Source organism: Microbispora sp. CA-135349, from assembly GCF_050947365.1.
Classification (GTDB): Bacteria; Actinomycetota; Actinomycetes; order Streptosporangiales; family Streptosporangiaceae; genus Microbispora.
The window spans coordinates 5,019,216-5,044,752 of sequence record NZ_CP192001.1 but is presented as its reverse complement, the minus strand read 5'-3'; the positions used below and the strand labels follow the sequence as shown (position 1 = coordinate 5,044,752).

Below are 25,537 nucleotides of genomic sequence, written 5' to 3'. Positions count from 1 at the left end.
GCCGCGACGCATGGAGCGGGGTAGGCCCTTTGTCACCTTCGGGGACGCCTGAGACTACGGCCCGGCCGGGCCGGTAAGAGGACCTCCGGGTGGCGGCCTCGTGACCGGCGGATTAATTCGATGGCATCCGTCCTCGCTTCCGGTTATCGTGACGAACGTCCTGCCGCCGCGCCCTGGAGGGGTCACTTGGAGCTCTGAGGTCCCGACACCGCGCCCTCGGCCGCCATCGGTGGTCCGGCGCAGCGACCTCAGGCAGACCCTCGCCCAGACCTCGCCTCGCGGCCCGTGCCCGCGGTGTCCCATACGCAGCGTTCGTCATTTCGCCCTTGGGATACCCGGAGCCGCCTTATGTCTTATTCCATTGTCTGTACGGATTTGTCGTTCTCCTGGTCCGACGGGACGCCGGTCTTCGACGAGCTCGACTTCGCGTTCGGCGCCGGCAGGACCGGGCTCATCGGTGTCAACGGCAGCGGCAAGTCGACCCTGCTCAGGCTGATCGCCGGAGAACTGACCCCGGCGGGCGGTTCGGTGTCGGTCACCGGGCGTCTGGGCTACCTGCCGCAGAACCTCCCGCTCGGCGCGAGCCGTACGGTGTCGGACCTGCTGGGGATCACGCCCGCGCGGGAGGCGCTGCACGCCATCGAGTGGGGCGACCTGAGCGAGGCGAACTACGACGCGGTGATCTGGGACGTCGAGGAACGCGCCCGGGCCGAGCTCGACCGCCTCGGGCTCACCGGCGTGGACCTCGATCGGACGGTCGCGACGCTCTCGGGCGGCGAGACCGTGATGGTCGGGCTCGCCGCGCGGTTCCTCGCCGAGCCCGACGTGCTGCTGCTCGACGAGCCGACCAACAACCTCGACATCGACGCGCGGCGGCGCCTGTACGACGCCGTCTCCTCGTGGACGAGGACGCTGGTCGTCGTCAGCCACGACCGCACGCTGCTGGACCTGGTGGACCAGATCGCCGACCTGCCCGCCCGCCGTACCTTCGGCGGCACGCTCAGCGAGTACGAGGAGGTGCTCACGGTCGAGCGGGAGGCCGCCGAGCGGATGGTCCGCACGGCCGAGGGCGACCTGCGCCGTCAGCGGCGTGAACTGGCCGAGGCGCAGACCAAGCTGGCCCGGCGGGTGCGCTACGGCAACAAGATGTACGAGCAGAAGCGCGAACCGAAGATCATCATGCAGGAGCGCAAGCGCCAGGCCCAGGTGTCGGCGGGCAAGCACCGGCTCATGCACGAGGACAGGGTGGCCGCGGCGCGTGAGCGGCTGGCGGAGGCGGAGGAGGCGGTGCGCGACGACGCCGAGATCCGGGTGGAGCTGCCCGCGACCGAGGTGCCGGCCGGGCGCACCGTGCTCGAACTGGACGGCCTGCGCACGGCCGCCGGGCCGATCGGCGACCTGGTCGTGCGCGGCCCGGAACGTATCGCCCTGCTGGGGGCGAACGGCTCGGGCAAGACGACGCTGCTGCGCACGATCCTGGGGGACATCCCGGCGGACGAGGGCTCGGTCCGGCTGAACGCCGCGGTGAGGTACCTGCCGCAGCGGCTCGACGTGCTCGACGACGAGCGCAGTCTGGTCGACAACGTGCGGGCGGTCGCGCCGGAGGCCTCGGTCAACGCCGTCAGGGCCGGGCTCGCCCGGTTCCTGTTCCGGGGCGCACGGGCCGAACGGCCGGCCGGCACGCTCTCGGGAGGTGAGCGGTTCCGCGCCGTGCTGGCCTCGCTGCTGCTGGCCGAGCCCGCGCCGCGGCTCCTGCTGCTGGACGAGCCGACCAACAACCTCGACCTGGCCAGCGTGCGCCAGCTCGCGCAGGCGCTGTCGGCCTACCGGGGGGCGCTCGTGGTGGTCTCCCACGACCTGCCGTTCCTGGAGTCGATCGGGATCACCCGGTGGCTCCGGGTGGGACCGGAGGGCCTGGAGCCGGCGCGCTGAGCACGCGGGAGGCCGCGGCCCCACTCGGGCCGCGGCCTCCGCGGAAGGGCTTTCAGCTGGAGAACAGCATGCCGACCCAGCTGTTGCGACGGTGGCCGTAGTGGCCGCCGTGGTGACCGCCGCCCCAGGTGGGGCCCCCGTGCGCGGGCGGCGGGGGAGCGTAGTTCTGCTGGGCCCACTGCGACTCCATGCGGGTCAGCGTCTCCAGCTCGCCGTAGTCGAGGAAGATGCCGCGGCAGTTGTCGCACTGCTCGATGTGAACGCCGTTGCGGTCGAACGTCCGCATGTTGCCACGGCACTTGGGGCACTGCATCCGACAACTCTCCCTAAGTCAGGTCTCGGCCTCGGTGGCCGCGACGATCCTCCCGCAGGCGGACACCAGGGCCTCGGCGGCGTTGTCGGGCCGTTCGCCCGATTTCGCCGCCGTGGCCACCGCCGTCGCGGCCAGTTGGACGGTCAACGCCCGGGCGGGCGCGTCGAGTTCCCGCCACGGATCGTCCGCCGACACGGCGGTCCCGCCGGCCGCGAGGTAGGCCGTCAGGAAGCGCTCCCAGTCCGACGGGTCGAGCAGGCCGGCGGCGTACCACGCGGCCGGGCGGGCCAGGTCCCATGCGGGGTCGCCCGCGCCCAGGTCGTCGGGGTCGATGAGCAGCCACGCGCCGTCGTGCCTGACGATCTGGCCGAGATGCCAGTCGCCGTGCGTCAGCGCGCCGCCCTCCCGCACCGGCGGCAGCGTCGCGTACGCCGCCCGGATGGGTGCGGCGACATGGTCCGGGACGCCGGCGGCCGCCAGGTCGGCCATGGCCCGCGGCAGCCGCGACGGTCCTCCCGCGGGAGGCAGGTCCGCGGGGGCCCGGCGGGCGTGTAGCAGGGCGAGCAGCCGGCCGCCCTCCTCCCAGGGGGTGGCCCCCGCGTCGACGTCGTCCATGGTGAGGGGCTCACCGGCGGGCCAGATCGTGACCAGCCTGCCGTCCAGCCGTTCGAGGCCGAGAGGGGCCAGCATGACGCCGGGCAGGTTCGCGGCGGCGTCGAGACGGGCCCGCAGGGCGCGTTCGTCGGTGCCGGGGGGATGGGCCTTGACGACGACGTCCCCCGCCCTGACCACGAGCACGCGGGTCTGCTTGAGCACCGTCACGGGCCCGTCGCGGCGCGCCAGCCGCGCCAGTTCCTCGATCACGGGGGACACCCTAGGGTGTCGCCATGAAGGTTGGTTTCGGTGTGCCGGTGTCGGGCTCGTGGGCGACGCCGGAGAACATGAGGCGGATCGCGCGCCGCGCGGACGAGCTGGGCTATCACGGGGTGTGGACGTTCCAGCGCCTGCTCTACCCCGTGGGCAACCCGATGGGGCCGGTCTACCGGAGCGTGCACGACCCCGTGGTCGCGCTCGCGTATCTGGCGGGCGTCACCGAGCGGGTGCGGCTCGGGGTGGCCGTGCTCAACCTGCCCTTCGTCTCCCCGGTCCTGATGGCCAAGCAGCTCGCCTCCCTGCAGGAGGTGTCCGGCGGCAGGCTCGACGTGGGGCTGGGACTCGGCTGGCTGCCCGAGGAGTTCGCCGCCTCCGGCGTGCCCATGGAACGCCGGGGCAGGCGCGGGGAGGAGTACGTCGGCCTGCTGCGGCGGCTGTGGACCGAGGACGTCGTCGAGCACAAGGGCGAGTTCTACGAGGTGCCGCGCTCGCACCAGGACCCCGGGCCGGCCACGCCGCCGCCCGTCCTGCTGGGGGGCACGGCCCAGGTGGCGCTGGAGCGGGCCGGGCGGATCGCCGACGGCTGGATCAGCTCCAGCCGCGCCGACCTGAGCACGATCGACCGGCAGATCGCCATCGTGAAGGAGGCGGCCCGGCGGGCGGGCCGCGACCCGGACGCGCTGCGGTTCGTCGTCCGCGGTGTCACCCGGGTCCGTGCGGCGGACGAGGGCCCGCTGACCGGGTCGTACGACAAGATCCGGCGGGACGTCGAGGCGCTGGCGGCCAGGGGCGTGACCGAGGTCTTCCACGACCTCAACTTCGACCCGGAGATCGGCAACCCCGAGGCCGACCCCCGCGACTCCATGCGCCGCGCGGAAGAGGCCCTGGAGGCCCTCGCTCCCCGGTGAGCCTCACGGCCTAGAGTCCCTCGGGAACTTCGATTATCTGGTTGAGCAGGGGCACGAGCCGCTCCTCCTCGTAGTCGAGATGGGCCTCCAGCTCTCCGGCGAGACGGTCGAGTTCGGCGGCGATCTCCGGGTCGCCGCCGTCCTGTGCGTCGCCGTCGATCAGGGCGCGGATCCGCGCCAGGATCAGCCCCACGACCCGGTGTTCGCGGCGGAGCCGGGCCAGCACGTCGGCGAGCTCGGGATGCAGGCCGTCCAGGTATGGGAAGAGCACCTCGTCTTCGCCGGTGTGATGGGCGTGCAGAGCCTCGCAGAAGGTCAGGCAGTGCTCCCGTAGATCGGGTTTCGCGCCGGGCGTCCGAAGTTCCGCGAGCCCGCGGCGGAATCCGTCGTGCAGCTTCACCAGCTCGTCTCCCAGTGCGATCACCCGCGGGTCGGTGGCGTTCTCCTTCCGGGTCATGCCGGCTCCTCCACGGACAGGCGCGGGATCCGGATGACGGCGGCGTGCCCGAAGCCGGAGACCGCCGAGGCCGCCGCCGCGAGCGCGGCTGCGCCGAAGCTCCAGCCGGCCCCCGCGCCGGACATCACGGCCGCGGTCACGGCTCCGGCCAGGCTGCTGCCGACGATCCTGACCAGCGCGTTCACGCCTCCGGCCGCCGACGTCTTGGCGGGCTCGACGTGCTGCACCGCCATCGTGCCGAGGGCCGCGTAACTGAGGCCGATCCCGACGCCCAGCACGACGCCGGCGCCGTAAAGGGCCGCCGGGCTGTCGTGGCTGACAGCCAGCCACAACGCGGCCACGGCGACCAGGGAGGACCCGGCGCCGACCAGGGACGACGCCGCGAACCGGCGCATCAGGGGACCGGCGAGCAGCGAGACCGCGAGCATCAGCAGCGCCGTCGGGAGCAGATACAGACCGACCTGGAGCACCGAGGCGCCGAGCGAGGCCTGGGCCACCGACGAGAGCGTCGTAATGGTGCCGAACAACGCGAATCCCAGGAGCAGCGAGGCCACTGTCGCGCCCACCGTCCTGCGGTCCAGCAGCATGGGGATCTCGATCAGGGGCGACGCGGTGCGGCGGGCCGTCAGCACCCAGACGGCGCACAGGCCCACGGCCGCCGCCGCCAGTCCCAGAGTCGGCGGCGAGGTCCATCCCCACGCGGAACCCTTGCTGACGGCCAGCAGCAGGCAGACCAGCCAGGAGGCCACCAGCGCCGCGCCCGCGACGTCGGGGCGGCCACCCGTCCGGCGCCGGACCGGCTCGCGGACGACGAGGACGACCAGGAGGAGACCCGCCGCGCCGAGCCCGGTGAGGATCCAGAACAACATCCGAGGGCCGCCGCCGACGAGGCCGGCCAGGATCATTCCGCCGCCGCTGCCGACTCCGATCATGGCGCTCAGCGCGCCCATGGCCGTCGGCAGGCTCTCCCGCGTGACCTGCTGCCTCGCGATGCCCATGGCCAGGGGTAACAGGGCCGCCGCCGTGCCCTGGAGGACCCGGCCGGCGATGACCGGGGCGAGCGTGGTCGCCGCCGCCGACAGCACCGATCCGGCGACCAGCAGGCCGAGCGCGGCCGTGATCACCGGCCGCCTGCCGTACAGGTCGCCGAGACGCGCCAGCAGGGGAGTGGACACCGCTCCGGAGAGCAGCGAGGCGGTGAGGATCCAGGAGGCGGAGGTGAGCGGGACGGCGAGCTGCCGTTGCAGCACGGGAAGCAGCGGCACGACCGCGGTCATCTGCAGCGTGCCCACGGCCACGGCGAACGCGAGCACGCCGACGGCCGCCCAGGGGCGAGACTTTGTATACATGTAAACAAAGTAACATGACGGAATGCCGACGCGCACGGGGCGGCCCCCCAAGATCTCCAGAGCGGACATCGTGGCCGCGGCCCACCGGATCATGCGGGATGAGGGCACGCAGGGCCTGACCATGCGGAAGCTGGCCGGCGAGGTGGGCACCACCGCGATGGCCCTCTACCGCCACGTGCGCGACAAGGACGAGTTGATGCAGTTGCTGCTGGACGACTACGCCGCGAAGGTGGCGAGGCCCGAGCTTTCCGGCGACCTCGATCCCGGTGAGCGTGTGGTGGCCGCGGCCGTCGCCATGCGGGACGCCTTGATCGGCGTGCCGTGGATCGTCGAGGTGCTGAGAGCCGACGACATGATGTCCGTCCACGCACTGTGGTATCCGGAGACGATCATCGACGCGGCGGTGCGGTCGGGGATGCCGAGGGAGGCCGCCGTGGACATGTACCGGATCATCTGGCACTACACGGCGGGTGAGATCACCGCGCGGGCGGCCGCGGCGCGCCGGCGGGAGGACGAAAGGCCGACCTATCGCGCCGCGGTGTTCGCGAACCTCGATCCGGCGGAACTGCCGAATCTGGCGGCGCTGGGCGAGCGCTGGGAGGAGCTGACCGCCCGCGACACCTACGAGACGGGCGTGCGGGCGATCGTGCGCGGCCTGCTGGCCGCGCACTCCACCGCGATGTGAGAAATCAAGGGATCATGCCGTACGCCTGGGCGATCAGCTCGTAGGAGCGCAGGCGTGCCGCGCCGCCGTGGACCTGTGTTGTGATCATCAGCTCGTCGGCCCCGGTGCGCTTGCGGAGCTCCTCCAGCCCGTCGCGCACGGTCTGCGGGTCGCCGTGGACCACCGTCGACAGCCGTTCGCGGACGAACTCCCGCTCCATCGGGGTGTACGGATACGCCGCCGCCTCCTCCGGAGTGGGCGTCCGGCCGGGCCGCCCCTGCCGCAGGCGCAGCCACGACAGCGCGCCCGGCATGGTCTGACGCAACGCCTCCTCCTCGGTGCCGGCCGCGACGGCCGCCACCCCGATCAGCGCGTACGGCCGGTCGAGCACCTCCGACGGCCGGAACGAGGAGCGGTAGAGGTCGAGCGCGGGCTCGGTGTTGGCGGCGCTGAAGTGGTGGGCGAAGGCGAACGGCAGCCCGAGCAGCCCTGCCAGCCTGGCGCTGAACCCGCTGGAGCCGAGCAGCCAGATCGGCGGGCGGCCGTCGCCGCGCGGCACCGCCTGGATCTTCTGGTACGGATGGCCGGACGGGAATGCGCCGTCGAGGAAGCCGGTCAGCTCGGCCACCTGCTGGGGGAACTCGTCGGGGTCCACCTCGGCCGAGCGGCGCAGGGCGTTCGCCGTGGCCATGTCGGTGCCGGGGGCGCGGCCGAGGCCGAGGTCGATGCGGCCGGGGTGCAGCGCGTGCAGAGTGCCGAACTGCTCGGCGATCACCAGCGGGGCGTGGTTGGGCAGCATCACGCCGCCGGAGCCGATCCGGATCGACCGGGTCGCCGCCGCGAGATGCGCGATGAGTACGGCCGGGGAGGAGCTGGCCACCCCGGGCATCCCGTGGTGCTCGGCGACCCAGATGCGGTGATAGCCCCACTCCTCGGCCCGCCGCGCCAGTTCGGTGGCGTCGCGCAGCGCCTCGGTGGGCGTGGAGCCCTCGCCGACGGTCGCGAGCTCCAGGATCGACAGTGGCACCTCGGCCGTCCCGCCCGGCACCCCGCGGATGTTGTCCTTGCTCATGCCACCCCCTCGCCTGCCGTCTCGGGGTTGCATGCGCAAGTCGCCCTGTGTCTATTGATTCGCTCACTTCGCTCGCTCATGTTGGGCCCAACCTGAGGTCGCATCAGCATATTTCCGGACACGGTGAGAGATGTGTTGCGTACCTCCGCCACCTGCCATGCTTGGACACATGAGCGAGCGAAAGCCCATTGAGTCGTGGTTGTCCGATATGGACGGGGTGCTGGTCCACGAGGGCCAGCCGGTGCCGGGTGCCGACGAGTTCATCAGACGGCTGAAGGAGTCGGGGAAGCGGTTCCTCGTCCTCACCAACAACTCGATCTACACCGCCCGGGACCTGTCCGTACGGCTGCGCGCGGCCGGGCTGGACGTGCCCCCGGAGTCGATCTGGACCTCCGCGCTGGCGACGGCCAAGTTCCTCGCCGACCAGCGGCCCGAGGGCTCGGCGTACGTCATCGGCGAGGCGGGCCTGACCACGGCCCTGCACGAGGTCGGCTACGTGCTGACCGACCTCGACCCCGACTACGTGGTGCTGGGTGAGACGCGCACCTACAGCTTCACGTCGATAACGCGGGCGATCCGGCTGATCGACAACGGCGCCCGCTTCATCGCCACCAACCCCGACCCCATCGGCCCCTCGACGGAGGGCTCGCTGCCGGCCTGCGGCGCGGTGGCCGCGATGATCACCAAGGCGACCGGGGTGGAGCCGTACTTCGTCGGCAAGCCGAACCCGATGATGATGCGCAGCGCGCTCAACCAGATCGACGCGCACAGCGAGACCACGGCCATGATCGGCGACCGCATGGACACCGACGTGGTCTGCGGCATCGAGGCCGGCCTGCACACGATCCTCGTGCTCACCGGCGTCACCCAGAAAGACCAGATCGACCGGTATCCGTTCCGGCCCACCCAGGTGGTCAACTCCGTGGCCGACCTGATCGACCTGATCTGAACCTGCCTGATCCGTACCTGACGGAGCCTGTCAGGTACGGCTGCGATGCTGACCGAATGAACCACCGCGTCTATCTGGAAATCGGCCCCAAGAAGGTCTTCGCCTGCTCGATCGACTGGCCGGGCTGGTGCCGCATCGGCAGGACGGAGGAGGCCGCGCTCGGCACCCTCGTGGACTACACGCCGCGCTACCGGGTGATCGCCGAGCGGGCGGGGCTGGAGTTCGCGCCGGGGGACCCGGCGGTCGTCGAGCGGGTCAAGGGCGACAGCACGACGGACTTCGGCGCGATCTCCGCCATTCCGGACTTCGACCGGGAGCCGGTGGACGCGCCGGAGGCCGCGCGTACGGCCGCCCTCGCCCGCGCGGCCTGGGCGGTGTTCGCCGAGGTGGCCGCCGCGTCTCCCGAGGAACTGCGCAAGGGCCCCCGCGGCGGCGGCCGCGACCGGGACAAGATGGTCCGCCACGTCGTGGAGGCCGAGCGCTCGTACGCGCGGCAGATCGGCGTGCGGCACAAGCCCTTCACGGACGAGGCCGGCCTGGCCGCCCTGCGCGCGGACATCGAGCGGGTGCTCTCCCGGCCGTCCGGCGGGCTCCCTCAGGGCGAGACCGGCTGGCCTGTCCGGTACGCCGCCCGCCGCATCGTCTGGCACGTCGTCGACCACATCTGGGAGATGGAAGACCGGCGCGTCTAAGCGAGGGTCTCGGCGGCGCGCAGCGCGAGGGCGACCACGGCGGCGTCCTCGGGGACGCGCACGTCCCGGCCGGTGAGCTCGCGGAAGCGTGCGAAGCGGTGCTGCACGGTGTTGCGGTGGCAGTAGAGGGCCGCGGCCGTGTCGGCGACGGAGCCCGACCCGGCCAGGTGGGTCCGCACGGTCTCCAGCAGCCGCTCGCCCTCCGCCCCGCCCAGGGCGGACAGGGGACCGATCACCTGGTGCGCGAGCTCGGCCGCCAGCTCCCGGCTGCCGCAGACGAAGACCTCCAGCCAGACGTCCTCAAGCCGCCTCGGCCCCGTACCGGCCCGCGACGCCCCCGCGGCCGCCGAGGCCAGCCGTACGGCGCGGGAGACCTCCGACAGGCTGGCGACGACGGGGGAGACGCCGCAGCGCACCCCCGCGAGCGCGGAGAGGACCGGCCGTGGCGGGTCGGCGGCCCGGGCCGGCGGCTGCACGATCAGCACGTCGCCGGTCGGCGACTCGTGCCGGTAGCAGTGCACCCCACTCCCGGCCGTGCCCCCGGCCGTGCCCCCACCCCCGGCCATGCTCGCGGTCATCGCCGCCTCCGCCGCGCGCAGCGCCGCTCCCTCCCCGGGATGGGCGACCACGGCGAGGAGGGGCTGCGACGGGTCGAACCCGAGGACCCGGCCGGCGTCGCGGACCACGTCGGGGTTGCGGCCCTGGTTGTCCATGAGCCGGGTGAACCAGGCCCTGCGCTGGTCCTCCCGCTGCCGTCCCATTTCCAGCACCGCCCGCTGATAGCCCGTCATCAGCCCGGTCACGTGCTGCTCCACCGCCTCCCACACGAGGTGGGCCCCGGCGATCAGGCCGGGCAGGGCGTCCGGCGTCGCACGGGCGTTCATGGCCTGCCAGAGCACCCGGGCGTCGCGCCGCGCGGCGGCCAGCAGCGACTCCAGCGGCACCCCCTGACCGGCCCTGCGCTCCCCGACGCGCTCGGAGTAACCGGCCATGCCGGGGGCGACCGATCCCGTGGCGATGTGCCGCAGCAGCATGTCCAGCCCGTTCAGCGCCGTGCCCCGCAGCTCGTCCCGGGAGACGGGCGGGTCGGGTGAGCCGTACGGCTCGACGAGCTCGACCTGGGCCAGCCACTCCTCGACGATCGCGTCCAGGTCGTCGAGACAGCGCAGCGCGAGCTCGGTCACCGAGGCCGGAGGAGGAGTGTTCACCTGCACAATGTAGCCGCCGATTTCCGCGACGGAATGCCGTTGGGCAGGCCCCTGGCCTGCACCTACGGTTGATTCGCCCGCAAAGACGGGCCTCAAGCGGAGACGAAAGCGAGGGCGGACTGTGCACCTGACGCCTCGCGAGCAGGAGCGCCTCACCCTTTTCACGGTCGCGGAACTGGCGCGCCGGCGCCGGGCCCGGGGCCGGCGGCTCAACGCCCCCGAGGCCATCGCCCTGCTCTGCGACGAGATACTCGAACGCGCCTGGGACGGCGCGTCCCTGGACGAGGTCGTGGCGGCGGCGCGGTCGCTGCTCACCGCCGACGACGTCATGGAGGGCGTGCCCGACCTGGTGCCACAGGTGCAGGTCGAGGCGCTGTTTCCCAACGGCACGGCCCTGGTCTGCGTCGACACCCCCTTCGGCGCGGCGGACGGGCGCGGCCCCGGCGCGGTGGAGACCGCCGACGGGGAGCTGTGCCTCAACGAGGGGCGCGACCGGGGGCGGATCACCGTACGCAACGAGGGCGAGCAGACCGTCTACGTCTCCTCGCACTTCCCCCTCGACCAGGTCAACCCGGCCCTGTCCTTCGACAGGACGCAGGCGGAGGGCATGCGACTGGACATCCCGGCGGGCACGGCGCTCGCCTTCTCCCCGGGTGAGGAGCGACTGGTGGAGGTGGTGAAGGCGTGACGACCATGCCGAGGGAGACCTACGCGAAGATCTACGGCCCGACCACGGGCGACCGCGTACGGCTCGGCGACACCTGCCTGTGGGTCGAGATCGAGCACGACGACACGCCGTACGGCGACGAGTTGCTCGGCGGCTGCGGCAAGACGCTGCGGGACGGCCTGCTGGCCTCCCCGCGCGCCGACCGCGAGTCGGCGCTCGATCTGGTCGTGACCAACGTCGTGCTGCTCGACGCGGTGCTCGGCGTGCGCAAGACGGCCATCGGCGTCAAGGACGGCCGGGTCGTCGGCATCGGCGCCGCGAACACCGGCAGCGGGGACTTCGCGATCGACTCCCATACGGCGATCGTCACCGGCGAGGGCCTCATCGCCACGCCGGGCGTCATCGACTCGCACGTGCACCTGTCCTCGCCCGAGATCGCCCCGGCGGCGCTCGCCTCCGGCGTGACGACCGTCGTCGGCATGGGCCTCGGCGGCGTCTGGGACGTGGGCTGCAACCCCGCGCACAACCTGCACACGCTGATGAGCGCCTGGCGGGGCACCCCGATGAACGTCGCCTTCCTCGCCCGCGGTTCCTCGAGCTCCCCAAGGCTCCTGGAGGAGGCCGTGCTCGCCGGCGCCGGCGGTTTCAAAATCCATGAGGACTTCGGCGCGACGCCCCGGATCGTGGACACCTGCCTCGGGGTCGCCGAGCAGGCGGACCTGCCGGTCGCGCTGCACACCGACTCGATGAACGAATCGGGTTACCTGGCCGACACGATCGCCGCCACCCGGGGCCGCACGGTTCACGCCTACCACGTCGAGGGCGGCGGCGGTCATCCCGACCTGCTCAAGATCCTCTCCGAGCCGAACATCCTGCCGTCGTCGACGACGCCGACCATCCCCTACACCACCAACACGGTCGGCGAGCTGTTCCCGATGACGATGACCGTCCACCGGCAGAACCACCACATCGACAGCGACGTCGAGGTGACCCGCACCCGGATCAGGGCGCACGCCATCGCGGCCGAGAACGCGCTGCACGACCTCGGCGCCATCAGCATCGTCAACTCCGACTCGATGGGCATGGGCCGGGTCGCCGAGACGATCCGCAGGACCTGGCAGCTCGCGCACCTCCAGGCGCTGCGCGCGGGGGCCGGTCACCGACCGGACAACGCCCGGGTGCTGCGTTATCTGGCCAAGCTCACCCTGAACCCCGCCGTCGCCCACGGGATCGCGCACGAGGTCGGCACGCTCCAGCCGGGGCGCCTGGCCGACATCGTGCTGTGGAACCCGGCGTGGTTCGGCACCAAGCCCGAGCTCGTGATCAAAGCCGGTTTCGTCGCCTGGGGCGTGTCCGGCAGCGGCTCGGGCTCGACCCGGCTGACCCAGCCCCGGGTCTACCGCCCCTACTTCGGCGGGCTCGGCGACGCGCCGGCCCGCCTGTCGCGGATCTTCGTCGCCCACGAGGCGCTGGACTCCGCGGACGCCCGTGACGCGCTGCCCGCGGGCCTGCGCTACGCGGCAATCCGCCGCTCACGCGGCCTGACCAGGGCCGACATGTGCCGCAACACGGCGACCCCGCGGGTCGAGGTGTCCCGGGAGCCCGGTCCCGTCCTGGTGGACGGGACCGAGGTCCACGTGGACCCGGCCACCGAGGTGCCACTGTCCCGACTGCATCACTTCGCCTAGTCCCCCTGGTGATACGCAATTGAGTACGAGCAAGGCCCGCGGCGCGGGCATCGCGTCCTTCGTCGGCACCTCCATCGAGTGGTACGACTTCTACATCTACGGAACCGCCTCGGCGCTGGTGTTCGGCAAGCTGTTCTTCCCCGAGGCCAGCCCCACCGCGGGTGTGATGGCGTCCTTCGCCACGTTCTGGGTCGGGTTCCTGGCCCGTCCGCTCGGCGGTGTGGTCTTCGGCCACCTCGGCGACCGGATCGGCCGCAAGGGCACGCTCATCACCACGCTGCTCCTCATGGGCGGCGCGACGACCCTGGTGGGCGTGCTGCCCACGTACGCGTCCGTCGGCATGGCCGCGCCCGCGCTGCTGGCCGTGCTGCGCCTGGTGCAGGGCATCGCGGTGGGCGGCGAGTGGGGCGGCGCGGTGCTGATCGCCGCCGAGCACGCCGGGCCCAAGCGCATCTTCTACGCGGCGTTCGCCCAGCAGGGCTCGCCCGCGGGCTCGATCCTGGCCACCGGCATGTTCGCCCTGGTCAACCTGCTGCCGGACGACGCGTTCCTGTCGTACGGCTGGCGCATCCCGTTCCTCGCCTCCGCCGTCCTGCTCGTGATCGGGCTCGTCATCCGGCTGAGGGTCGAGGAGTCGCCGGAGTTCGTGCGGATGCGCGAGCAGCGTGAGGTCGCCAGGCTCCCCGTCGCCGAGGTCCTGCGCACGGCGTGGCCGCTGGTGCTGCTCGGCATCGGCGCGAGCGGCGTCGGCATCGCGTCGGCCTACTTCACCAACACCTTCATCCTGTCGTGGGCCACCACCGACCTCGGCATCACGAAGGGCACGATGCTGAACGTACTGCTCGTCGTGTCGGTCGTGCAGTTCGTCACGCAGCCCGTGGGCGCGGTGCTCGGCCAGCGCTGGGGAGCCGCGAAGTACATGCTGGCGGCGTTCACCGTGCTGATCGTCATGACGCCGGTGACGTTCCTGCTCGTCGGCACCGGTTCCGCGCCGCTCGCCACGCTGGGCCTCGCCCTGAGCATCGTGTTCGGCGGCGGGTCGTACGCGGCGCTGGCGGGCTTCCTCGCCGAGGTGTTCCCCGCCAGGGTGCGCTACACCGGCATCTCGCTGTCCTACCAGCTGTGCGGCGCACTGATCGGCGGTACCACCCCGCTCATCGCGCAGGCGCTGCTGACCTGGTCGGGATCGATCTGGCTCGTCGTGGCGCAGTACATCGTGATCATCCTGCTGACGATGGCGTGCGTCGCCGGTCTCCGGCACCGCTCCGCCGTCGCGGCGAAGGCCCGGCCCGTCGCCACGGCCGCCTGAGCACCCTCGAGGGGAAGCACCATGCGTCTGGACGTCCTGTTCGTCAACGGCCGGTTCACCACCCTGGACCCCGACCGGCCCGTCGCGACCCGGCTCGGCGTGTTCGCCGGCCGGATCGCCGGGCTGGACGAGGACCTGGACGGGCTCACCGCCGAGGTCGTCGTCGACCTCGGCGGGGCGCCGGTGGTGCCGGGGTTCAACGACGCCCACCACCACCTGAGCATGCGGGGCCAGCGGCTGCGCGAGCTGAACCTGCGCGACGGCCAGGTGCGGACGCTCGACGAGCTGTACGCGAAGGTCGCCGAGCGCGCCGCGGGCCTGCCGCGGGACGCGTGGGTCAAGGGAGCGGGCTACGACCAGAACAAGCTGGGCGGGCTGCACCCGAGCCGCGAGGCGCTCGACCGGGCGGCCGGCGGCCGTCCCGTCTGGCTCCAGCACGTCTCCGGCCACATGGGCGTCGCGAACACGGCGGCCTTCGCCCGCATGGGCTTCGAACGCGTCGAGGACGTGCCGGACGTCGCCGGCGGCACGGTCGGGCGGGACGCCGACGGGCGGCCCGACGGACTGCTGGCCGAGCAGGCCCAGGGCCTGGCCGACGCCGTGCTGCGCCCGGTGCCGTTCGAGGACTTCGTCGAGGGCATCGCGCTGGCCGGCCGGGTGGCGGCGAGCGAGGGCCTGACCAGCTTCACCGAGCCGGGCGTCGGGCGCGGGCTGGCCGGCAACGGCCCCTGGGACCTCGCGGCGTTCCAGGAGGCGGTGCGCCGGGGCGTGCTGCCGCAGCGGGCCACGCTGATGCCCGGCTCGCCCAACCTGCACGACATCGGCGACGGCTGGTTCGGGCTCGACCTCGGGTTCCGCACCGGCATCGGCGACGAGCGGCTGCGGATAGGGCCGGTGAAGCTCTTCTCCGACGGCTCGCTCATCGGCCGCACCGCCGCGATGTGCTGCGACTACGAGGGGGAGCCGGGCAACCGGGGACTGCTGCAGGAGGACGCCGGGGCGCTGCGGGCCTTCATCCTGCGGGCGCACGCGGCGGGCTGGCAGATCGCCACCCACGCCATCGGCGACCACGCGGTCGACGTGGTCCTCGACGCGTATGAGGAGGCGCAGGCGCGCGATCCCCGGGCCGACACCCGCCACCGCATCGAGCACTGCGCGGTGACCAGCGACGCCCAGGTGGCCCGGATCGCGAGGCTCGGCGTGATCCCGGTGCCCCAGGGCCGGTTCGTCTCCGAGCTCGGTGACGGGATGCTCGCCGCCCTCGGGCCCGAGCGGTCGCTCGGCTGCTACCGCCAGAGGTCGTTCCTGGAGGCCGGCATCGTGATCCCGGGCAGCTCCGACTGCCCGGTGGCCGACGGCGCCCCGCTGCTCGGCATCCACGACCTGGTCAACCGCCGTACGGCGAGCGGCGTGCCGTTCACCCCGGCCGAGGCCCTCACGGTGGAGCAGGCGCTGCGCGCCTACACGGTCGGCTCGGCGTACGCCGCGGGGGAGGAGCGGGACAAGGGCACGCTGTCGCGCGGCAAGCTCGCCGATTTCGTCGTCCTGGGCGACGACCTGTTCACGGTCGCCCCCGAGCGCATCAGGGACGTCGCCGTGCTCGCCACGGTCGTCGGCGGCGCCGTCGTCTTCGACGAGGCCGGCCTGTCCGCCTAATGGATGTACATTGTTACCATGGTAACAGTGCAACGGACGCAGACCGGCCTTCGCATCGAGCGCAACACGCTGAAGGTGCTCAAGGGCCTGGCCGAATACCTGGACATGTCCCTCGGCGACCTCGTGGAGGGAATCGTCTTGCACGCCTTCGAGGGCAAGGCGCCGTTCGGGCCGGAGACCCTCGCCAAGATCGAGCAGCTGAAGGACGTCTACGGCCTGACGCTCACGGCCGGCGACGCGCATCGGCTGGAGGAGAGGTGAGCGCCGGGCTGCGGCGCCGCCTCGCCGGCAGGCTCAGGGTCGCGCTCCCGCCCGCCGAGGCGTTCCGGCTGTTCACCCCGTACGGCGAGCGGGACTGGGTGGAGGGATGGGAGCCGCGGTTCCCCGAGCGGGTCACGGACGACACGGAGCCCGGCACGGTCTTCCAGGCCCGTGCGGACGGCGCGGCCACCACGTGGATCGTCCTGCACCGCGAGCCCGGCCGGTCGGTCTCCTACGCCCGGCTGCGCGAGGGGGTCCACGCCGGCACCGTCGGCGTCACGCTCGCTGCGGCGGAGCGCGGGCACAGCGATGTGACGGTCACCTACGACCTCACCGCGCTGACCGCCGAGGCCGAGGCCGACCTGGCCGCCTTCGCCGCCGGCTATCCGGCGTTCCTGCGCTCCTGGGAGGACGCCATCGCCGCTCACCTGGGCGAGGCGCCGTAGCTCAGTCCTCCGTACGGCGCAGGCGCTTGAGGTCGGAACGCTGTTTCTTGGCCGCCAGGCGCCGCTCGACCGAGCCCTTGGACGGCTTGGTGGGGCGGCGCCGCTTCGGCGGCGGCGCGATCGCGTCGCGCAGCAGGGCGGCGAGCCGTTCCCGCGCCGCCTCCCGGTTGCGCAGCTGCGAGCGGTGCTCCGAGGCCGTCACCGTGACCACGCCGTCCACCAGGCGGGCGGCGAGCCGTTCGGCCGCACGGGCCTTCAGAGCGGCGCCGAGGGCGGTCGTGTGCGCGAGATCGAAGCTCAGCTCGACCCGGCTGTCGGTGGTGTTGACGCCCTGGCCGCCGGGGCCGGACGAGCGGGAGAAGCGCCAGGCGAGCTCCGCCTCGGGCACGACGACCGAGCCGCGCACGTGCAACGGGCCTTGCATGACGCTCCTTCCTCGAACCGCGGGGACCATCAACCTATCCGGGTGAGTATCGCCACCGCTCTTCATTTATCACCGTAAACGCGGCGTGCGGTTGTCTCGGTCCATCACGTCGTGCACAGTGACCCCCGGTATTCCGGCGAAGGGATGGCGGGAGCATGACCTCGATCGTGGGCGTCCACGGCATCGGCAAGTACCACTACTTCGAGGAGGCCGGCGGGTCGGCGGCCGGCGCGGCCGGTGCGATGCGCGCCAAGTGGAACGCCTACCTGCACGAGGGCCTCGCCGGCCGGGCCGCAGGCGCCGGCGACTACTTCGCCGAGATCGCCTACTACGCCCACCACCTGCACAGCGGGCCGCCGACGCCGCCGCGGCAGATGGGGGCGCCGGCCAAGCTGGTCCTCGCCGACTGGGCGGCCCAGCTCGGCGGCCCGTTCCGCGACGTGGCGGGGGAGTCGCTCACCGGTCTCGCGCACCGGCTGGCCGAGTGGCTGCTGACGAGGATGGGCCCGGAGGCGGTGCGCTTCGCGCAGGACTTCTGCCCGGAGGTGGCCGCCTATCTGGGTGGCGGCGATCCGCGGGTGCGGGCGCGCGACGCGGTGGCCGAGGTCGTCCGCAGGCGGCGACCCCGGGTGGTCGTCGCCCACTCCCTCGGCAGCGTCGTGGCCTACGAGGCGCTGTGGGCGCATCCCGATCTCTCCGTCGACCTGCTCGTGACCCTGGGCAGCCCCCTCGGCATGCGCGACGTGGTCTTCGAGCGGCTCGCGCCGCTTCCGGTGCGGGGCCGGGGGGCACGCCCGCCGGGAGTGCGCCACTGGGTCAACATCGCCGACAAGGACGACATCGCCGCCATCCCGGCCGTGCTGTCGTCGTGCTTCGACGGCGTCGACCGGGACGTCTCCTGTGACATCGACTGGCTCGACTTCCACACCGTGCGCAACTACCTGCGCTGCCCGAGCGCCGGGGAGTATCTCAAGCCCTATGTGACGTGAGTTCCGAACACCGTTTATGATCGTACGACCATGAAGACTGTGCTTTTCGACTACGGCAACGTCGTGTCGCTTCCCCAGGCCCCCGAAGACGTCGCACGGATGGCGGGAGGTGATCCGGGGTTCGAGGAGCGGTACTGGGAGGTGCGGCTCGACTTCGACCGGGGCTCGCTCGACCCGGCCGCGTACTGGTCCCACGTGTACGGCAGGCCGGTGGGCGGCCCGGAACTCGACCGCGTGGTCGCCCTCGACGTGGCGAGCTGGTCGCGGCCCAACGAGGAGACCGTGGCGATCGTCGACGAGCTGGCCGGAGTCGGGGTGCCCATGGCGCTGCTGTCGAACATGCCGGTCTGCGTCGCCGAGGGCATCGACGCGCTGCCGTTCATGCGCCCGATCGGCCCGCGGTTCTACAGCGGCCGGATGGGCCTGGTGAAGCCCGAGCCGGAGATCTTCCACGAGACCGTGGCCTGGCTCGGGGTGGCCCCCGGCGACCTCGTCTTCGTGGACGACCGGCTGGAGAACGTCGCGGCGGCCGAGCAGGCGGGGCTCGCCGCCGTCCACTTCCGCGACGCCGCCGCCCTGCGGGAGGACCTCAAGGCGCTGCTGGGCTGAGCCCGCCGGCACTGTTCATCGGCGGTTGGCGAGTGGGCGGCCCGCGTATATGCCGCGGTGCCGCTCACGGCGCCTGGTTCTGGAACTGGAACTGGACCCGCACCGAATCGTCGATCGGAATCAGCAACGTCGAGTTGCTCGCCGACCATGTCTCGGGTACCAGGAACATCCGGCCGCCCCCGACGATGAGCAGCCGGAGGCGCCGGTAGCGGAAGTGGAACGTCTGGCCCTTGATGACGACGGCAGGATGGTCTCCTCAAGCCCGGGCGGCCCGGCGCACGAACTGCTTTTGTGCATATCGCTGTCCCGGCAAGGTGCGGCGCTCAGGGGAGCGTGAACCTCCCGCGTCAGATGCCGGAACTCGCCGGAGGGCGGGGGTCGAGGGGCGGCGTGTCGAGCGGTCCGCCGGGGGCGGGGGGTTCGGCCGCGGCCGCGAGGACGTTCGTCCTGATCGTGACGAACGTGATGACCGCCGCGACGGCCATCATGGCCGCGCCGGCCAGCATCGACGTGTGGAACCCCTCGGTGAACGCCGCGGGGGAGTCGTAGGCGTCCCCGGTCAACCCCACCAGCGGCGGGACGGCGGCGACGGCCAGGAGGCCGCCGGTCCTGGCCAGGGCGTTGTTGATCCCGCTGGCGACGCCCGCGTACCGCTCCTCCGCCGTGGTGAGCACGGTCGCGGTGAGCGGGGCGACGGCGGCGGACAGGCCAAGCCCGAACACGACCGCCGCGGGCATCACGTCGGCGAGATAGGACGAATCCGGGGCGATGCGGCTCATGAGCAGCAACCCGGCCGCGCACAGGAGGATGCCTCCCGTCATGGGCAGGCGCGGGCCCACCCGCCTCGCCAGTTCGCCGGCCCGGGGCGACAGCAGCAGCATGAGGACCGTGACCGGGAGCATCGCCGACCCTGCGGCGATGGGCGAGAACCCGGCCGACACCTGGAGCTGGACGACCAGCAGGAAGAACACCAGGCCCATCGCCGCGTACATGACCAGCGTGACGACGTTGACCGCGGTGAACTCCCGCGAGGCGAAGACCCCCACCGGAACGAGGGACCGGGGGGAGCGCCGGACCTCCACCACAACGAAGCAGGCGGTCAGGACGAGCCCGGCGGCCAGCGGCACCAGGCCGTCGCCCGCGAGGATCAGGCCGTAGGTCAGCCCGGCCAGCGCCGGGGCGGCGAGTACGGTCCCGAGCACGTCGAACCGGCCGTGCGGCCCGGCGTCCCGGGTCTCGGGCACGTGCCGGGCGGCGACGCCGATCACGACGGCGGCCAGCGGCAGGTTGAGCAGGAACACCCACCGCCAGCCGGCCGCCTCCACGAGCCAGCCGCCGAGCAGCGGCCCGAGGGCGGCGGCCACACCGCCCAGCCCCGACCAGGCGCCGACGGCGCGGGGCCGGTCGTCCGGCACGTAGCTCGCCTGGATGATCGCCAGGGACCCGGGGATCAGCAGGGCCCCGCCGATGCCCTGGAGCGCACGGGCGAGCACGAGCACGGGCGTGTTCGGCGCGGCCCCGCAGAGGGCGGAGGCCAGGGCGAACCAGGCCACCCCGGCGACGAAGACCTTCCGCCTGCCGAGCCGGTCGCCGAGCGACCCGCCCAGCAGGATCAGCGCGGCCATGGTGAGCGTGTAGGCGTTCACGGTCCATTGGAGGCCGGACATCCCGGTGCGCAGGTCGCGCCCGAGAGCGGGAAGGGCCACGTTGACCACGGTGCCGTCGAGCGTCGCCATGCCCGACCCGAGGACGGTGGTCAGCAGTACCCACCGGCCTGGCACCGAGCGAAGCCGGATATGTCCGGATGTCATGGACGCCATCATGCGCCACGCCGGGAGTGGACGGGTACGCCGATTACACAATTACGATCGCTCACAGCGAACTGACGCAAAACTGGGAACAGGGACGGACTCCTGATAGTTGAGCCGACATAACTCAACCCATTGGAGTGCTGATGTCCCAGATCCTTCCCGTCCTCCCGCTCGACGACGAGGTCGTCCTGCCCGGCATGGTCGTGCCCCTCGATCTGTCGGACTCCGAGGTCCGCGCGGCCATCGACGCCGCCCGCGCCAGTGGCGAGAGCACGGTCCTGCTGGTGCCCCGCATAGACGGCCGCTACGGCCCGGTGGGGGTGAGCGCGGTCGTGGAACAGGTCGGCCGGCTGCCGGGCGGGGAGCCCGCGGCCGTCGTCCGCGGCGTCGACCGCATGCGGGTCGGCACCGGCACCACCGGCCCCGGCGCGGCGCTGTGGGTCGAGGCGACGGTGCTGGAGCCGGTCGCCGGTGGGCCGAGGGCTGAGGAGCTCGCCAAGGAATACAAGGCCCTGACCACCACGATCCTGCAGAAGCGGGGCGCGTGGCAGGTCGTCGACGCGGTCAACCAGATCAAGGACCCGGCGGTCCTCGCCGACAGCTCCGGGTACGCGCCCTGGCTGACCATCCAGCAGAAGCTGCTGCTGCTGGAGATCACCGACCCGGCCGAGCGACTCGACAAGCTCGTCGGGTGGGCCCGCGACCACCTCGCGGAGGTGGACGTCGCCGAGACGATCCGCAAGGACGTCCAGGAGGGCATGGAGAAGCAGCAGCGCGAGTTCCTGCTGCGCCAGCAGCTCGCGGCCGTGCGCAAGGAGCTGTCCGAGCTCAACGGCGACCCCTCCGACGAGGAGGAGGACTACCGCGCCCGCATCGAGGCCGCCGACCTGCCGGAGAAGGTCAGGGAGGCCGCGCTCAAGGAGGTCGGCAAGCTGGAGCGGGCCTCCGACCAGTCGCCGGAGGGCGGCTGGATCCGCACCTGGCTCGACACCGTGCTCGACATCCCGTGGAACGCCCACACGACCGACGAGTACGACATCGCCGGGGCCCGCGCGGTGCTCGACGCCGACCACACCGGGCTGGACGACGTGAAGGACCGCATCGTGGAGTACCTCGCGGTGCGCAAGCGCAGGGCCGACATGGGCCTCGGCGTGGTCGGCGGGCGCCGCAGCGGCGCCGTCCTCGCGCTGGCCGGGCCTCCCGGAGTCGGCAAGACCTCGCTCGGCGAGTCGGTCGCCCGCGCCATGGGCCGTAAGTTCGTCCGCGTCGCCCTCGGCGGCGTCCGCGACGAGGCGGAGATCCGCGGCCACCGGCGCACATACGTGGGGGCGCTGCCCGGCCGCATCGTCCGGGCGATCCGCGAGGCGGGCTCGATGAACCCGGTGGTGCTGCTCGACGAGATCGACAAGGTCGGCGCGGACTACCGGGGCGACCCGACGGCGGCGCTGCTCGAGGTGCTCGACCCGGCGCAGAACCACACCTTCCGCGACCACTACCTGGAGGTCGAGCTCGACCTGAGCGACGTGCTGTTCCTCGCCACGGCCAACGTGCTGGAGCAGGTGCCCGGGCCGCTGCTGGACCGCATGGAGATCGTCACGCTCGACGGCTACACGGAGGACGAGAAGGTCGCCATCGCCCGTGACCACCTGCTCCCGCGCAACCTGGAGAAGGCCGGCCTCACCGCCGACGACGTGACGGTGGAGGAGGCGGCGCTGCGCCGCCTGGCGGGCGAGTACACCCGCGAGGCCGGCGTCCGCTCGCTGGAGCGCTCGATCGCCCGGGTCCTGCGCAAGGTGACGGCGAAGGTCGCCCTCGGCGAGGCCGGGCTGCCGGTGACGGTCACGGCCGACGACCTGGTCTCCTACCTGGGCCGGCCGCGCCACGTGCCCGAGTCGTCCCTGCCCGAGGCCCGGCAGCGTACGGCGGTGCCGGGTGTGGCGACCGGCCTCGCGGTGACCGGCGCGGGCGGCGACGTCCTCTACGTCGAGGCGTCGCTGGCCGACCCGGAGACCGGGGCGACCGGCGTGACCTTGACCGGTCAGCTCGGTGACGTGATGAAGGAGTCGGCGCAGATCGCGCTGTCCTACCTGCGGTCGCGGGGCGCGGAGCTGGAGCTGCCGGTCGGGTCGCTCAAGGACAGGTCGGTGCACATCCACGTGCCCGCGGGCGCGGTGCCGAAGGACGGCCCGTCGGCCGGCGTCACGATGACCACGGCCCTGGCCTCGCTGCTGTCGGGCCGGCCGGTGCGCTCCGACGTGGCGATGACCGGCGAGGTGTCCCTGACCGGGCGCGTGCTGCCGATCGGCGGGGTCAAGCAGAAGCTGCTGGCTGCTCACCGCGCGGGGATCACGACGGTGCTCATCCCGGCGCGCAACGAGCCCGACCTGGACGACGTCCCGGCCGAGGTGCTGGCCGACCTCACCGTCCACGCGGTGAGCGACGTCCGCGAGGCGCTCGCCCTGGCCCTCACCCCGGCGACGGTCGCTCAGCAGGCGGCCGCCTGATCTTCCCCGCACAACGGCCCGTGTCTCCGTCCGGAGGCGCGGGCCGTTGTGATTAAGGACACATTCCCGATATGGAATAAGGGATAGCTCGCGCCTGTTTGAGCCGGTCGTGAGCGTATCGAACCTGGTGAGCCCGCCCGAGCGAGGGTGTCGCGTGGCCTGAAGCCCGTCCTCCCACCCCTCCCACGAAGGCATCAACGATGACGCTCTCCCCGCTGCCCGATCTGATCCTGCGCCGGATCACGTCTTCGAAGGACAGCAAGTGATCACGGTTTCCGGCCTGCGCAAGGCTTATGGCGACGTCGTCGCGCTCGACGGCGTCGACCTCCACGTCGGCAAGGGCGAGGTCTTCGGCGTGCTCGGGCGCAGCGGCGCCGGCAAGAGCACCCTGCTGCGCTGCGTCAACCTGCTCGAGCGCCCCGACGAGGGCGTGGTGACCGTCGACGGGCGCGAGCTGACCGATCTCGGCGCGGCCGACCTGCGCCGCGCCCGCCAGCGGATCGGCATGATCCATCAGCACTTCGCGCTGCTGTCGTCGCGCACGGTGGCGGGCAACGTGGCCTTCCCGCTGGAGGTCATGGGCGTCGGCCGGGCCGCCCGGGCCCGGCGCGTCGCGGAGATGCTCGACCTCGTGGGGCTCGCCGACCGGGCCGGGGCCTATCCCGCGCAGTTGTCCGGAGGCCAGAAGCAGCGCGTCGGCATCGCCAGGGCGCTCGCGGCCGAGCCGTCGGTGCTGCTGTCGGACGAGGCCACCTCCGCGCTCGACCCCGCCACGACCCAGTCGATCCTGGCCCTGCTCCGGCGGCTCAACCGGGAGCTGGGGCTGACCATCCTGCTCATCACCCACGAAATGGACGTCATCAAGGCCGTCTGCGACTCGGCGGCGATCATGAGCGACGGCCGGATCGCCGAGGCGGGCCGCATCCCCGACCTGCTCGCCACGCCCGGGTCGCGCCTGGCGGCCGAGCTGTTCCCGCTGCCGCCCGCCGAGCCCGGCACCGTGACGGTCGCCCTCGCCGCGGACCAGGCACTGCTGTCCCGGCTCGCGCGTGCGCACGACGTGGACGTCGCCATCGCCGCGGGCGCGGTCGAGCAGGTCGCCGGGGTCCCGGCGGGCCGGCTGCGGCTGCGGATCACCGGAACCGGTACGGCGGCCGCCCTCGCCGACCTGCGCGAGCGCGGCCTGCTGGTGGAGGAGGACGCATGACCTGGTCGGAGATGAGCCCGCTGTTGTGGGAGGCCACCGGGCAGACCGCCGTGATGGTGGGCTGGTCCACGCTGTTCACGGTGCTCTTCGGGCTGCCGCTCGGCGTCTGCCTCGCCGGCACGGACCGGGGCGGGCTGTTCCCCGCGCCCGCCGTGCGGCGCGTGCTCGGCCTGGTCGTCAACGTGGGGCGGTCGGTGCCCTTCATCGTCCTCATGATCGCGGTCATTCCGGTGACCCGCGTGCTCACCGGCACCACGATCGGGACCGCCGCCGCGGTGGTCCCCCTCACGATCGGCGCGGTGCCCTTCTTCGCCCGGCTGGTCGAGACCGCGCTGCGCGAGGTGGGCCGCGACGTCGTGCAGGCGGCCGAGGCGATGGGGGCGGGCCGCGTGACGATCGTGACCCGCGTCCTGCTGGCCGAGGCGCTGCCCGGCCTGGTCGCCGGGCTCACCGTCACCGTGGTCACCCTCATCTCCTACTCGGCGATGGCCGGGGTGATCGGCGGTGGCGGACTCGGCGACCTCGCCGTCCGCTACGGATACCAGCGGTTCGAGACCACGCTCATGGTCGTCACCGTGGTCGTCCTGGTCGTCGTGGTGCAGCTCGCGCAGACCCTCGGCGACGCCGTCGCCCGCCGGCTTTCCCACCGTTAACGAACACAAGGAGTTCTGTCCCATGCGTAGAACGCTCGGCCTCGTCATCGCCGCCGTGGTCGCGCTCGTGTTGTCCGCCTGCGGGTCGTCGTCTTCGGACACCGCGACCGCCTCCGGCACGGCGGCGGCGGACGCCCCGCTCAAGATCGGCGTGAGCCCGGTGCCGCACGCGCAGATCATGAAGTACGTGGCCGACAACCTGGCCGCCGCCAAGGGGCTGAAGCTGGAGATCGTCGAGTTCAGCGACTACGTCCAGCCCAACCTGCAGCTCCAGGACGGCCAGCTCGACGCCAACTACTTCCAGCACAAGCCGTACCTGGACGACTTCAACGCATCCAAGGGCACGAAGCTGAGCTTCGTCGCCCCGGTGCACCTGGAGCCGCTCGGCCTGTACTCGAGGAAGGTCAAGGACATCGCCGCGCTGCCGCAGGGCGGCACGGTCGCGGTGCCCAACGACGCCACCAACCTCGGCCGGGCGCTCAAGCTGCTGGCCGACAACGGCGTGGTCACGCTCAAGGACGGCGTGGGCACCGCCGCGACCGAGCGCGACGTGACCGGCAACCCGAAGAACCTGACCTTCCGCCCGCTGGAGGCCGCGCAGCTCCCGCGCTCGCTCGACGACGTGGACGCCGCCGTGATCAACGGCAACTACGCGCTGGAGGCGAACCTCAACCCGTCGTCCGACGCGCTGGTGCTGGAGAAGGCCGAGGGCAACCCGTACGCCAACGGCCTGGTGGTCGCGCAGGGGCACGAGAGCGACCCGCGGGTGAAGACGCTGGTCGGGCTGCTGACCGGCCCCGAAGTGAAGAAGTACATCGAAGACACGTTCAAGGGCTCGGTCATCCCCGCCTCCTGACGCGCCTCCTGACGCACAAAATGGACGAATCATCCGGTCG

General features: G+C 72.4%; 25 protein-coding genes. 17 read left to right on the top strand and 8 right to left on the bottom strand.

Features of this window, described 5'->3' with window-relative positions:
- Positions 1–348 precede the first annotated feature (348 nt).
- Positions 349–1,932, top strand: coding sequence for an ABC-F family ATP-binding cassette domain-containing protein (locus ACQPZZ_RS23330; RefSeq protein ID WP_432921914.1), 1,584 nt, complete (start codon positions 349–351; stop codon positions 1,930–1,932).
- Between the two features lie 52 nt (positions 1,933–1,984).
- Here the strand turns inward: ACQPZZ_RS23330 and ACQPZZ_RS23325 are convergent, their stop codons facing one another.
- Both ACQPZZ_RS23325 and ACQPZZ_RS23320 read right to left on the bottom strand, forming a co-directional pair.
- Complete coding sequence (locus ACQPZZ_RS23325) at positions 1,985–2,245, bottom strand: zf-TFIIB domain-containing protein (protein WP_432921911.1); 261 nt, start codon at positions 2,243–2,245, stop codon at positions 1,985–1,987.
- Between the two features lie 18 nt (positions 2,246–2,263).
- Positions 2,264–3,109 carry a phosphotransferase family protein gene (locus ACQPZZ_RS23320; RefSeq protein ID WP_432921908.1) on the bottom strand — a complete coding sequence of 282 codons (846 nt, stop codon included), beginning with the start codon at positions 3,107–3,109 and terminating at the stop codon, positions 2,264–2,266.
- A gap of 23 nt (positions 3,110–3,132) precedes the next feature.
- On the opposite strand from ACQPZZ_RS23320, the gene ACQPZZ_RS23315 reads away from it, so the two are divergent.
- Positions 3,133–4,026, top strand: coding sequence for a TIGR03619 family F420-dependent LLM class oxidoreductase (locus ACQPZZ_RS23315; protein WP_432921905.1), 894 nt, complete (start codon positions 3,133–3,135; stop codon positions 4,024–4,026).
- Between the two features lie 10 nt (positions 4,027–4,036).
- Here the strand turns inward: ACQPZZ_RS23315 and ACQPZZ_RS23310 are convergent, their stop codons facing one another.
- Both ACQPZZ_RS23310 and ACQPZZ_RS23305 read right to left on the bottom strand, forming a co-directional pair.
- Positions 4,037–4,483, bottom strand: coding sequence for a hemerythrin domain-containing protein (locus tag ACQPZZ_RS23310; RefSeq protein ID WP_432921902.1), 447 nt, complete (start codon positions 4,481–4,483; stop codon positions 4,037–4,039).
- Positions 4,480–5,832: an MFS transporter gene (locus tag ACQPZZ_RS23305; protein WP_432921899.1), complete on the bottom strand. Its 1,353-nt coding sequence runs from the start codon at positions 5,830–5,832 to the stop codon at positions 4,480–4,482. The genes ACQPZZ_RS23310 and ACQPZZ_RS23305 overlap by 4 nt, the downstream gene beginning before the upstream one ends.
- Before the next feature lie 22 nt (positions 5,833–5,854).
- Here ACQPZZ_RS23305 and ACQPZZ_RS23300 point away from each other — a divergent pair, with 22 nt between their 5' ends.
- Entirely contained in the window at positions 5,855–6,517 is a 663-nt protein-coding gene (locus tag ACQPZZ_RS23300) for a TetR/AcrR family transcriptional regulator (RefSeq protein ID WP_432921896.1), read from the top strand.
- Between the two features lie 4 nt (positions 6,518–6,521).
- Here the strand turns inward: ACQPZZ_RS23300 and ACQPZZ_RS23295 are convergent, their stop codons facing one another.
- On the bottom strand, positions 6,522–7,568 hold the full coding sequence (locus tag ACQPZZ_RS23295; RefSeq protein WP_432921893.1) for an LLM class flavin-dependent oxidoreductase: 1,047 nt from the start codon (positions 7,566–7,568) through the stop codon (positions 6,522–6,524).
- Between the two features lie 169 nt (positions 7,569–7,737).
- On the opposite strand from ACQPZZ_RS23295, the gene ACQPZZ_RS23290 reads away from it, so the two are divergent.
- Entirely contained in the window at positions 7,738–8,517 is a 780-nt protein-coding gene (locus ACQPZZ_RS23290) for an HAD-IIA family hydrolase (RefSeq protein WP_363645284.1), read from the top strand.
- Between the two features lie 56 nt (positions 8,518–8,573).
- Positions 8,574–9,209 (top strand): hypothetical protein, encoded by a 636-nt coding sequence (locus ACQPZZ_RS23285; RefSeq protein ID WP_432921890.1) that lies wholly within the window; start codon positions 8,574–8,576, stop codon positions 9,207–9,209.
- On the opposite strand, the gene ACQPZZ_RS23280 is transcribed toward ACQPZZ_RS23285, so the two are convergent.
- Positions 9,206–10,417 carry a PucR family transcriptional regulator gene (locus ACQPZZ_RS23280; protein WP_432921887.1) on the bottom strand — a complete coding sequence of 404 codons (1,212 nt, stop codon included), beginning with the start codon at positions 10,415–10,417 and terminating at the stop codon, positions 9,206–9,208. The two genes, ACQPZZ_RS23285 and ACQPZZ_RS23280, sit on opposite strands and share 4 nt — an antisense overlap.
- A gap of 121 nt (positions 10,418–10,538) precedes the next feature.
- Between ACQPZZ_RS23280 and ACQPZZ_RS23275 the strand changes: the two genes are divergently transcribed.
- Genes ACQPZZ_RS23275 through ACQPZZ_RS23250 form a run of 6 tightly spaced genes read left to right on the top strand, consistent with a single transcriptional unit; the run spans position 10,539 to position 16,444 of the window.
- Complete coding sequence (locus tag ACQPZZ_RS23275) at positions 10,539–11,105, top strand: urease subunit gamma (protein WP_363645278.1); 567 nt, start codon at positions 10,539–10,541, stop codon at positions 11,103–11,105.
- A 5-nt stretch (positions 11,106–11,110) separates the two neighbouring features.
- Complete coding sequence (locus ACQPZZ_RS23270; protein ID WP_432934494.1) at positions 11,111–12,772, top strand: urease subunit alpha; 1,662 nt, start codon at positions 11,111–11,113, stop codon at positions 12,770–12,772.
- A gap of 19 nt (positions 12,773–12,791) precedes the next feature.
- A complete protein-coding gene (locus tag ACQPZZ_RS23265; protein ID WP_432921884.1) occupies positions 12,792–14,081 on the top strand; it encodes an MFS transporter in 1,290 nt (429 codons plus the stop codon).
- 21 nt (positions 14,082–14,102) lie between these two features.
- The gene (locus ACQPZZ_RS23260) at positions 14,103–15,737 is read left to right on the top strand and encodes an amidohydrolase (protein ID WP_432921881.1); all 1,635 of its coding nucleotides are present in this window, start codon (positions 14,103–14,105) and stop codon (positions 15,735–15,737) included.
- 27 nt (positions 15,738–15,764) lie between these two features.
- Positions 15,765–15,998 (top strand): hypothetical protein, encoded by a 234-nt coding sequence (locus ACQPZZ_RS23255; protein ID WP_432921878.1) that lies wholly within the window; start codon positions 15,765–15,767, stop codon positions 15,996–15,998.
- Entirely contained in the window at positions 15,995–16,444 is a 450-nt protein-coding gene (locus ACQPZZ_RS23250) for a hypothetical protein (RefSeq protein WP_432921875.1), read from the top strand. Before ACQPZZ_RS23255 ends, ACQPZZ_RS23250 begins: the two co-directional genes overlap by 4 nt.
- A 1-nt stretch (position 16,445) precedes the next feature.
- On the opposite strand, the gene arfB is transcribed toward ACQPZZ_RS23250, so the two are convergent.
- Positions 16,446–16,868 carry an alternative ribosome rescue aminoacyl-tRNA hydrolase ArfB gene (gene arfB, locus ACQPZZ_RS23245; protein ID WP_432921872.1) on the bottom strand — a complete coding sequence of 141 codons (423 nt, stop codon included), beginning with the start codon at positions 16,866–16,868 and terminating at the stop codon, positions 16,446–16,448.
- 155 nt (positions 16,869–17,023) lie between these two features.
- Between arfB and ACQPZZ_RS23240 the strand changes: the two genes are divergently transcribed.
- Positions 17,024–17,857, top strand: coding sequence for a hypothetical protein (locus ACQPZZ_RS23240; protein ID WP_432921869.1), 834 nt, complete (start codon positions 17,024–17,026; stop codon positions 17,855–17,857).
- A gap of 30 nt (positions 17,858–17,887) precedes the next feature.
- The gene (locus ACQPZZ_RS23235) at positions 17,888–18,466 is read left to right on the top strand and encodes an HAD-IA family hydrolase (RefSeq protein ID WP_432921866.1); all 579 of its coding nucleotides are present in this window, start codon (positions 17,888–17,890) and stop codon (positions 18,464–18,466) included.
- A 347-nt stretch (positions 18,467–18,813) separates the two neighbouring features.
- Here ACQPZZ_RS23235 and ACQPZZ_RS23230 read toward each other — a convergent pair whose 3' ends face one another.
- Positions 18,814–20,277 carry an MFS transporter gene (locus ACQPZZ_RS23230; RefSeq protein ID WP_432921863.1) on the bottom strand — a complete coding sequence of 488 codons (1,464 nt, stop codon included), beginning with the start codon at positions 20,275–20,277 and terminating at the stop codon, positions 18,814–18,816.
- A gap of 143 nt (positions 20,278–20,420) precedes the next feature.
- On the opposite strand from ACQPZZ_RS23230, the gene lon reads away from it, so the two are divergent.
- The 4 genes from lon (at position 20,421) to ACQPZZ_RS23210 (ending at position 25,497) form a co-directional block, all read left to right on the top strand.
- A complete protein-coding gene (gene lon / locus ACQPZZ_RS23225; RefSeq protein WP_363645260.1) occupies positions 20,421–22,781 on the top strand; it encodes an endopeptidase La in 2,361 nt (786 codons plus the stop codon).
- A 262-nt stretch (positions 22,782–23,043) separates the two neighbouring features.
- Entirely contained in the window at positions 23,044–23,988 is a 945-nt protein-coding gene (locus ACQPZZ_RS23220; RefSeq protein WP_432921859.1) for a methionine ABC transporter ATP-binding protein, read from the top strand.
- Positions 23,985–24,641, top strand: a complete 657-nt coding sequence (locus ACQPZZ_RS23215; RefSeq protein WP_363645256.1) for a methionine ABC transporter permease — start codon at positions 23,985–23,987, stop codon at positions 24,639–24,641. The genes ACQPZZ_RS23220 and ACQPZZ_RS23215 overlap by 4 nt, the downstream gene beginning before the upstream one ends.
- 22 nt (positions 24,642–24,663) lie before the next feature.
- Entirely contained in the window at positions 24,664–25,497 is an 834-nt protein-coding gene (locus tag ACQPZZ_RS23210) for a MetQ/NlpA family ABC transporter substrate-binding protein (RefSeq protein ID WP_432921855.1), read from the top strand.
- The last annotated feature ends 40 nt before the right edge of the window (positions 25,498–25,537 follow it).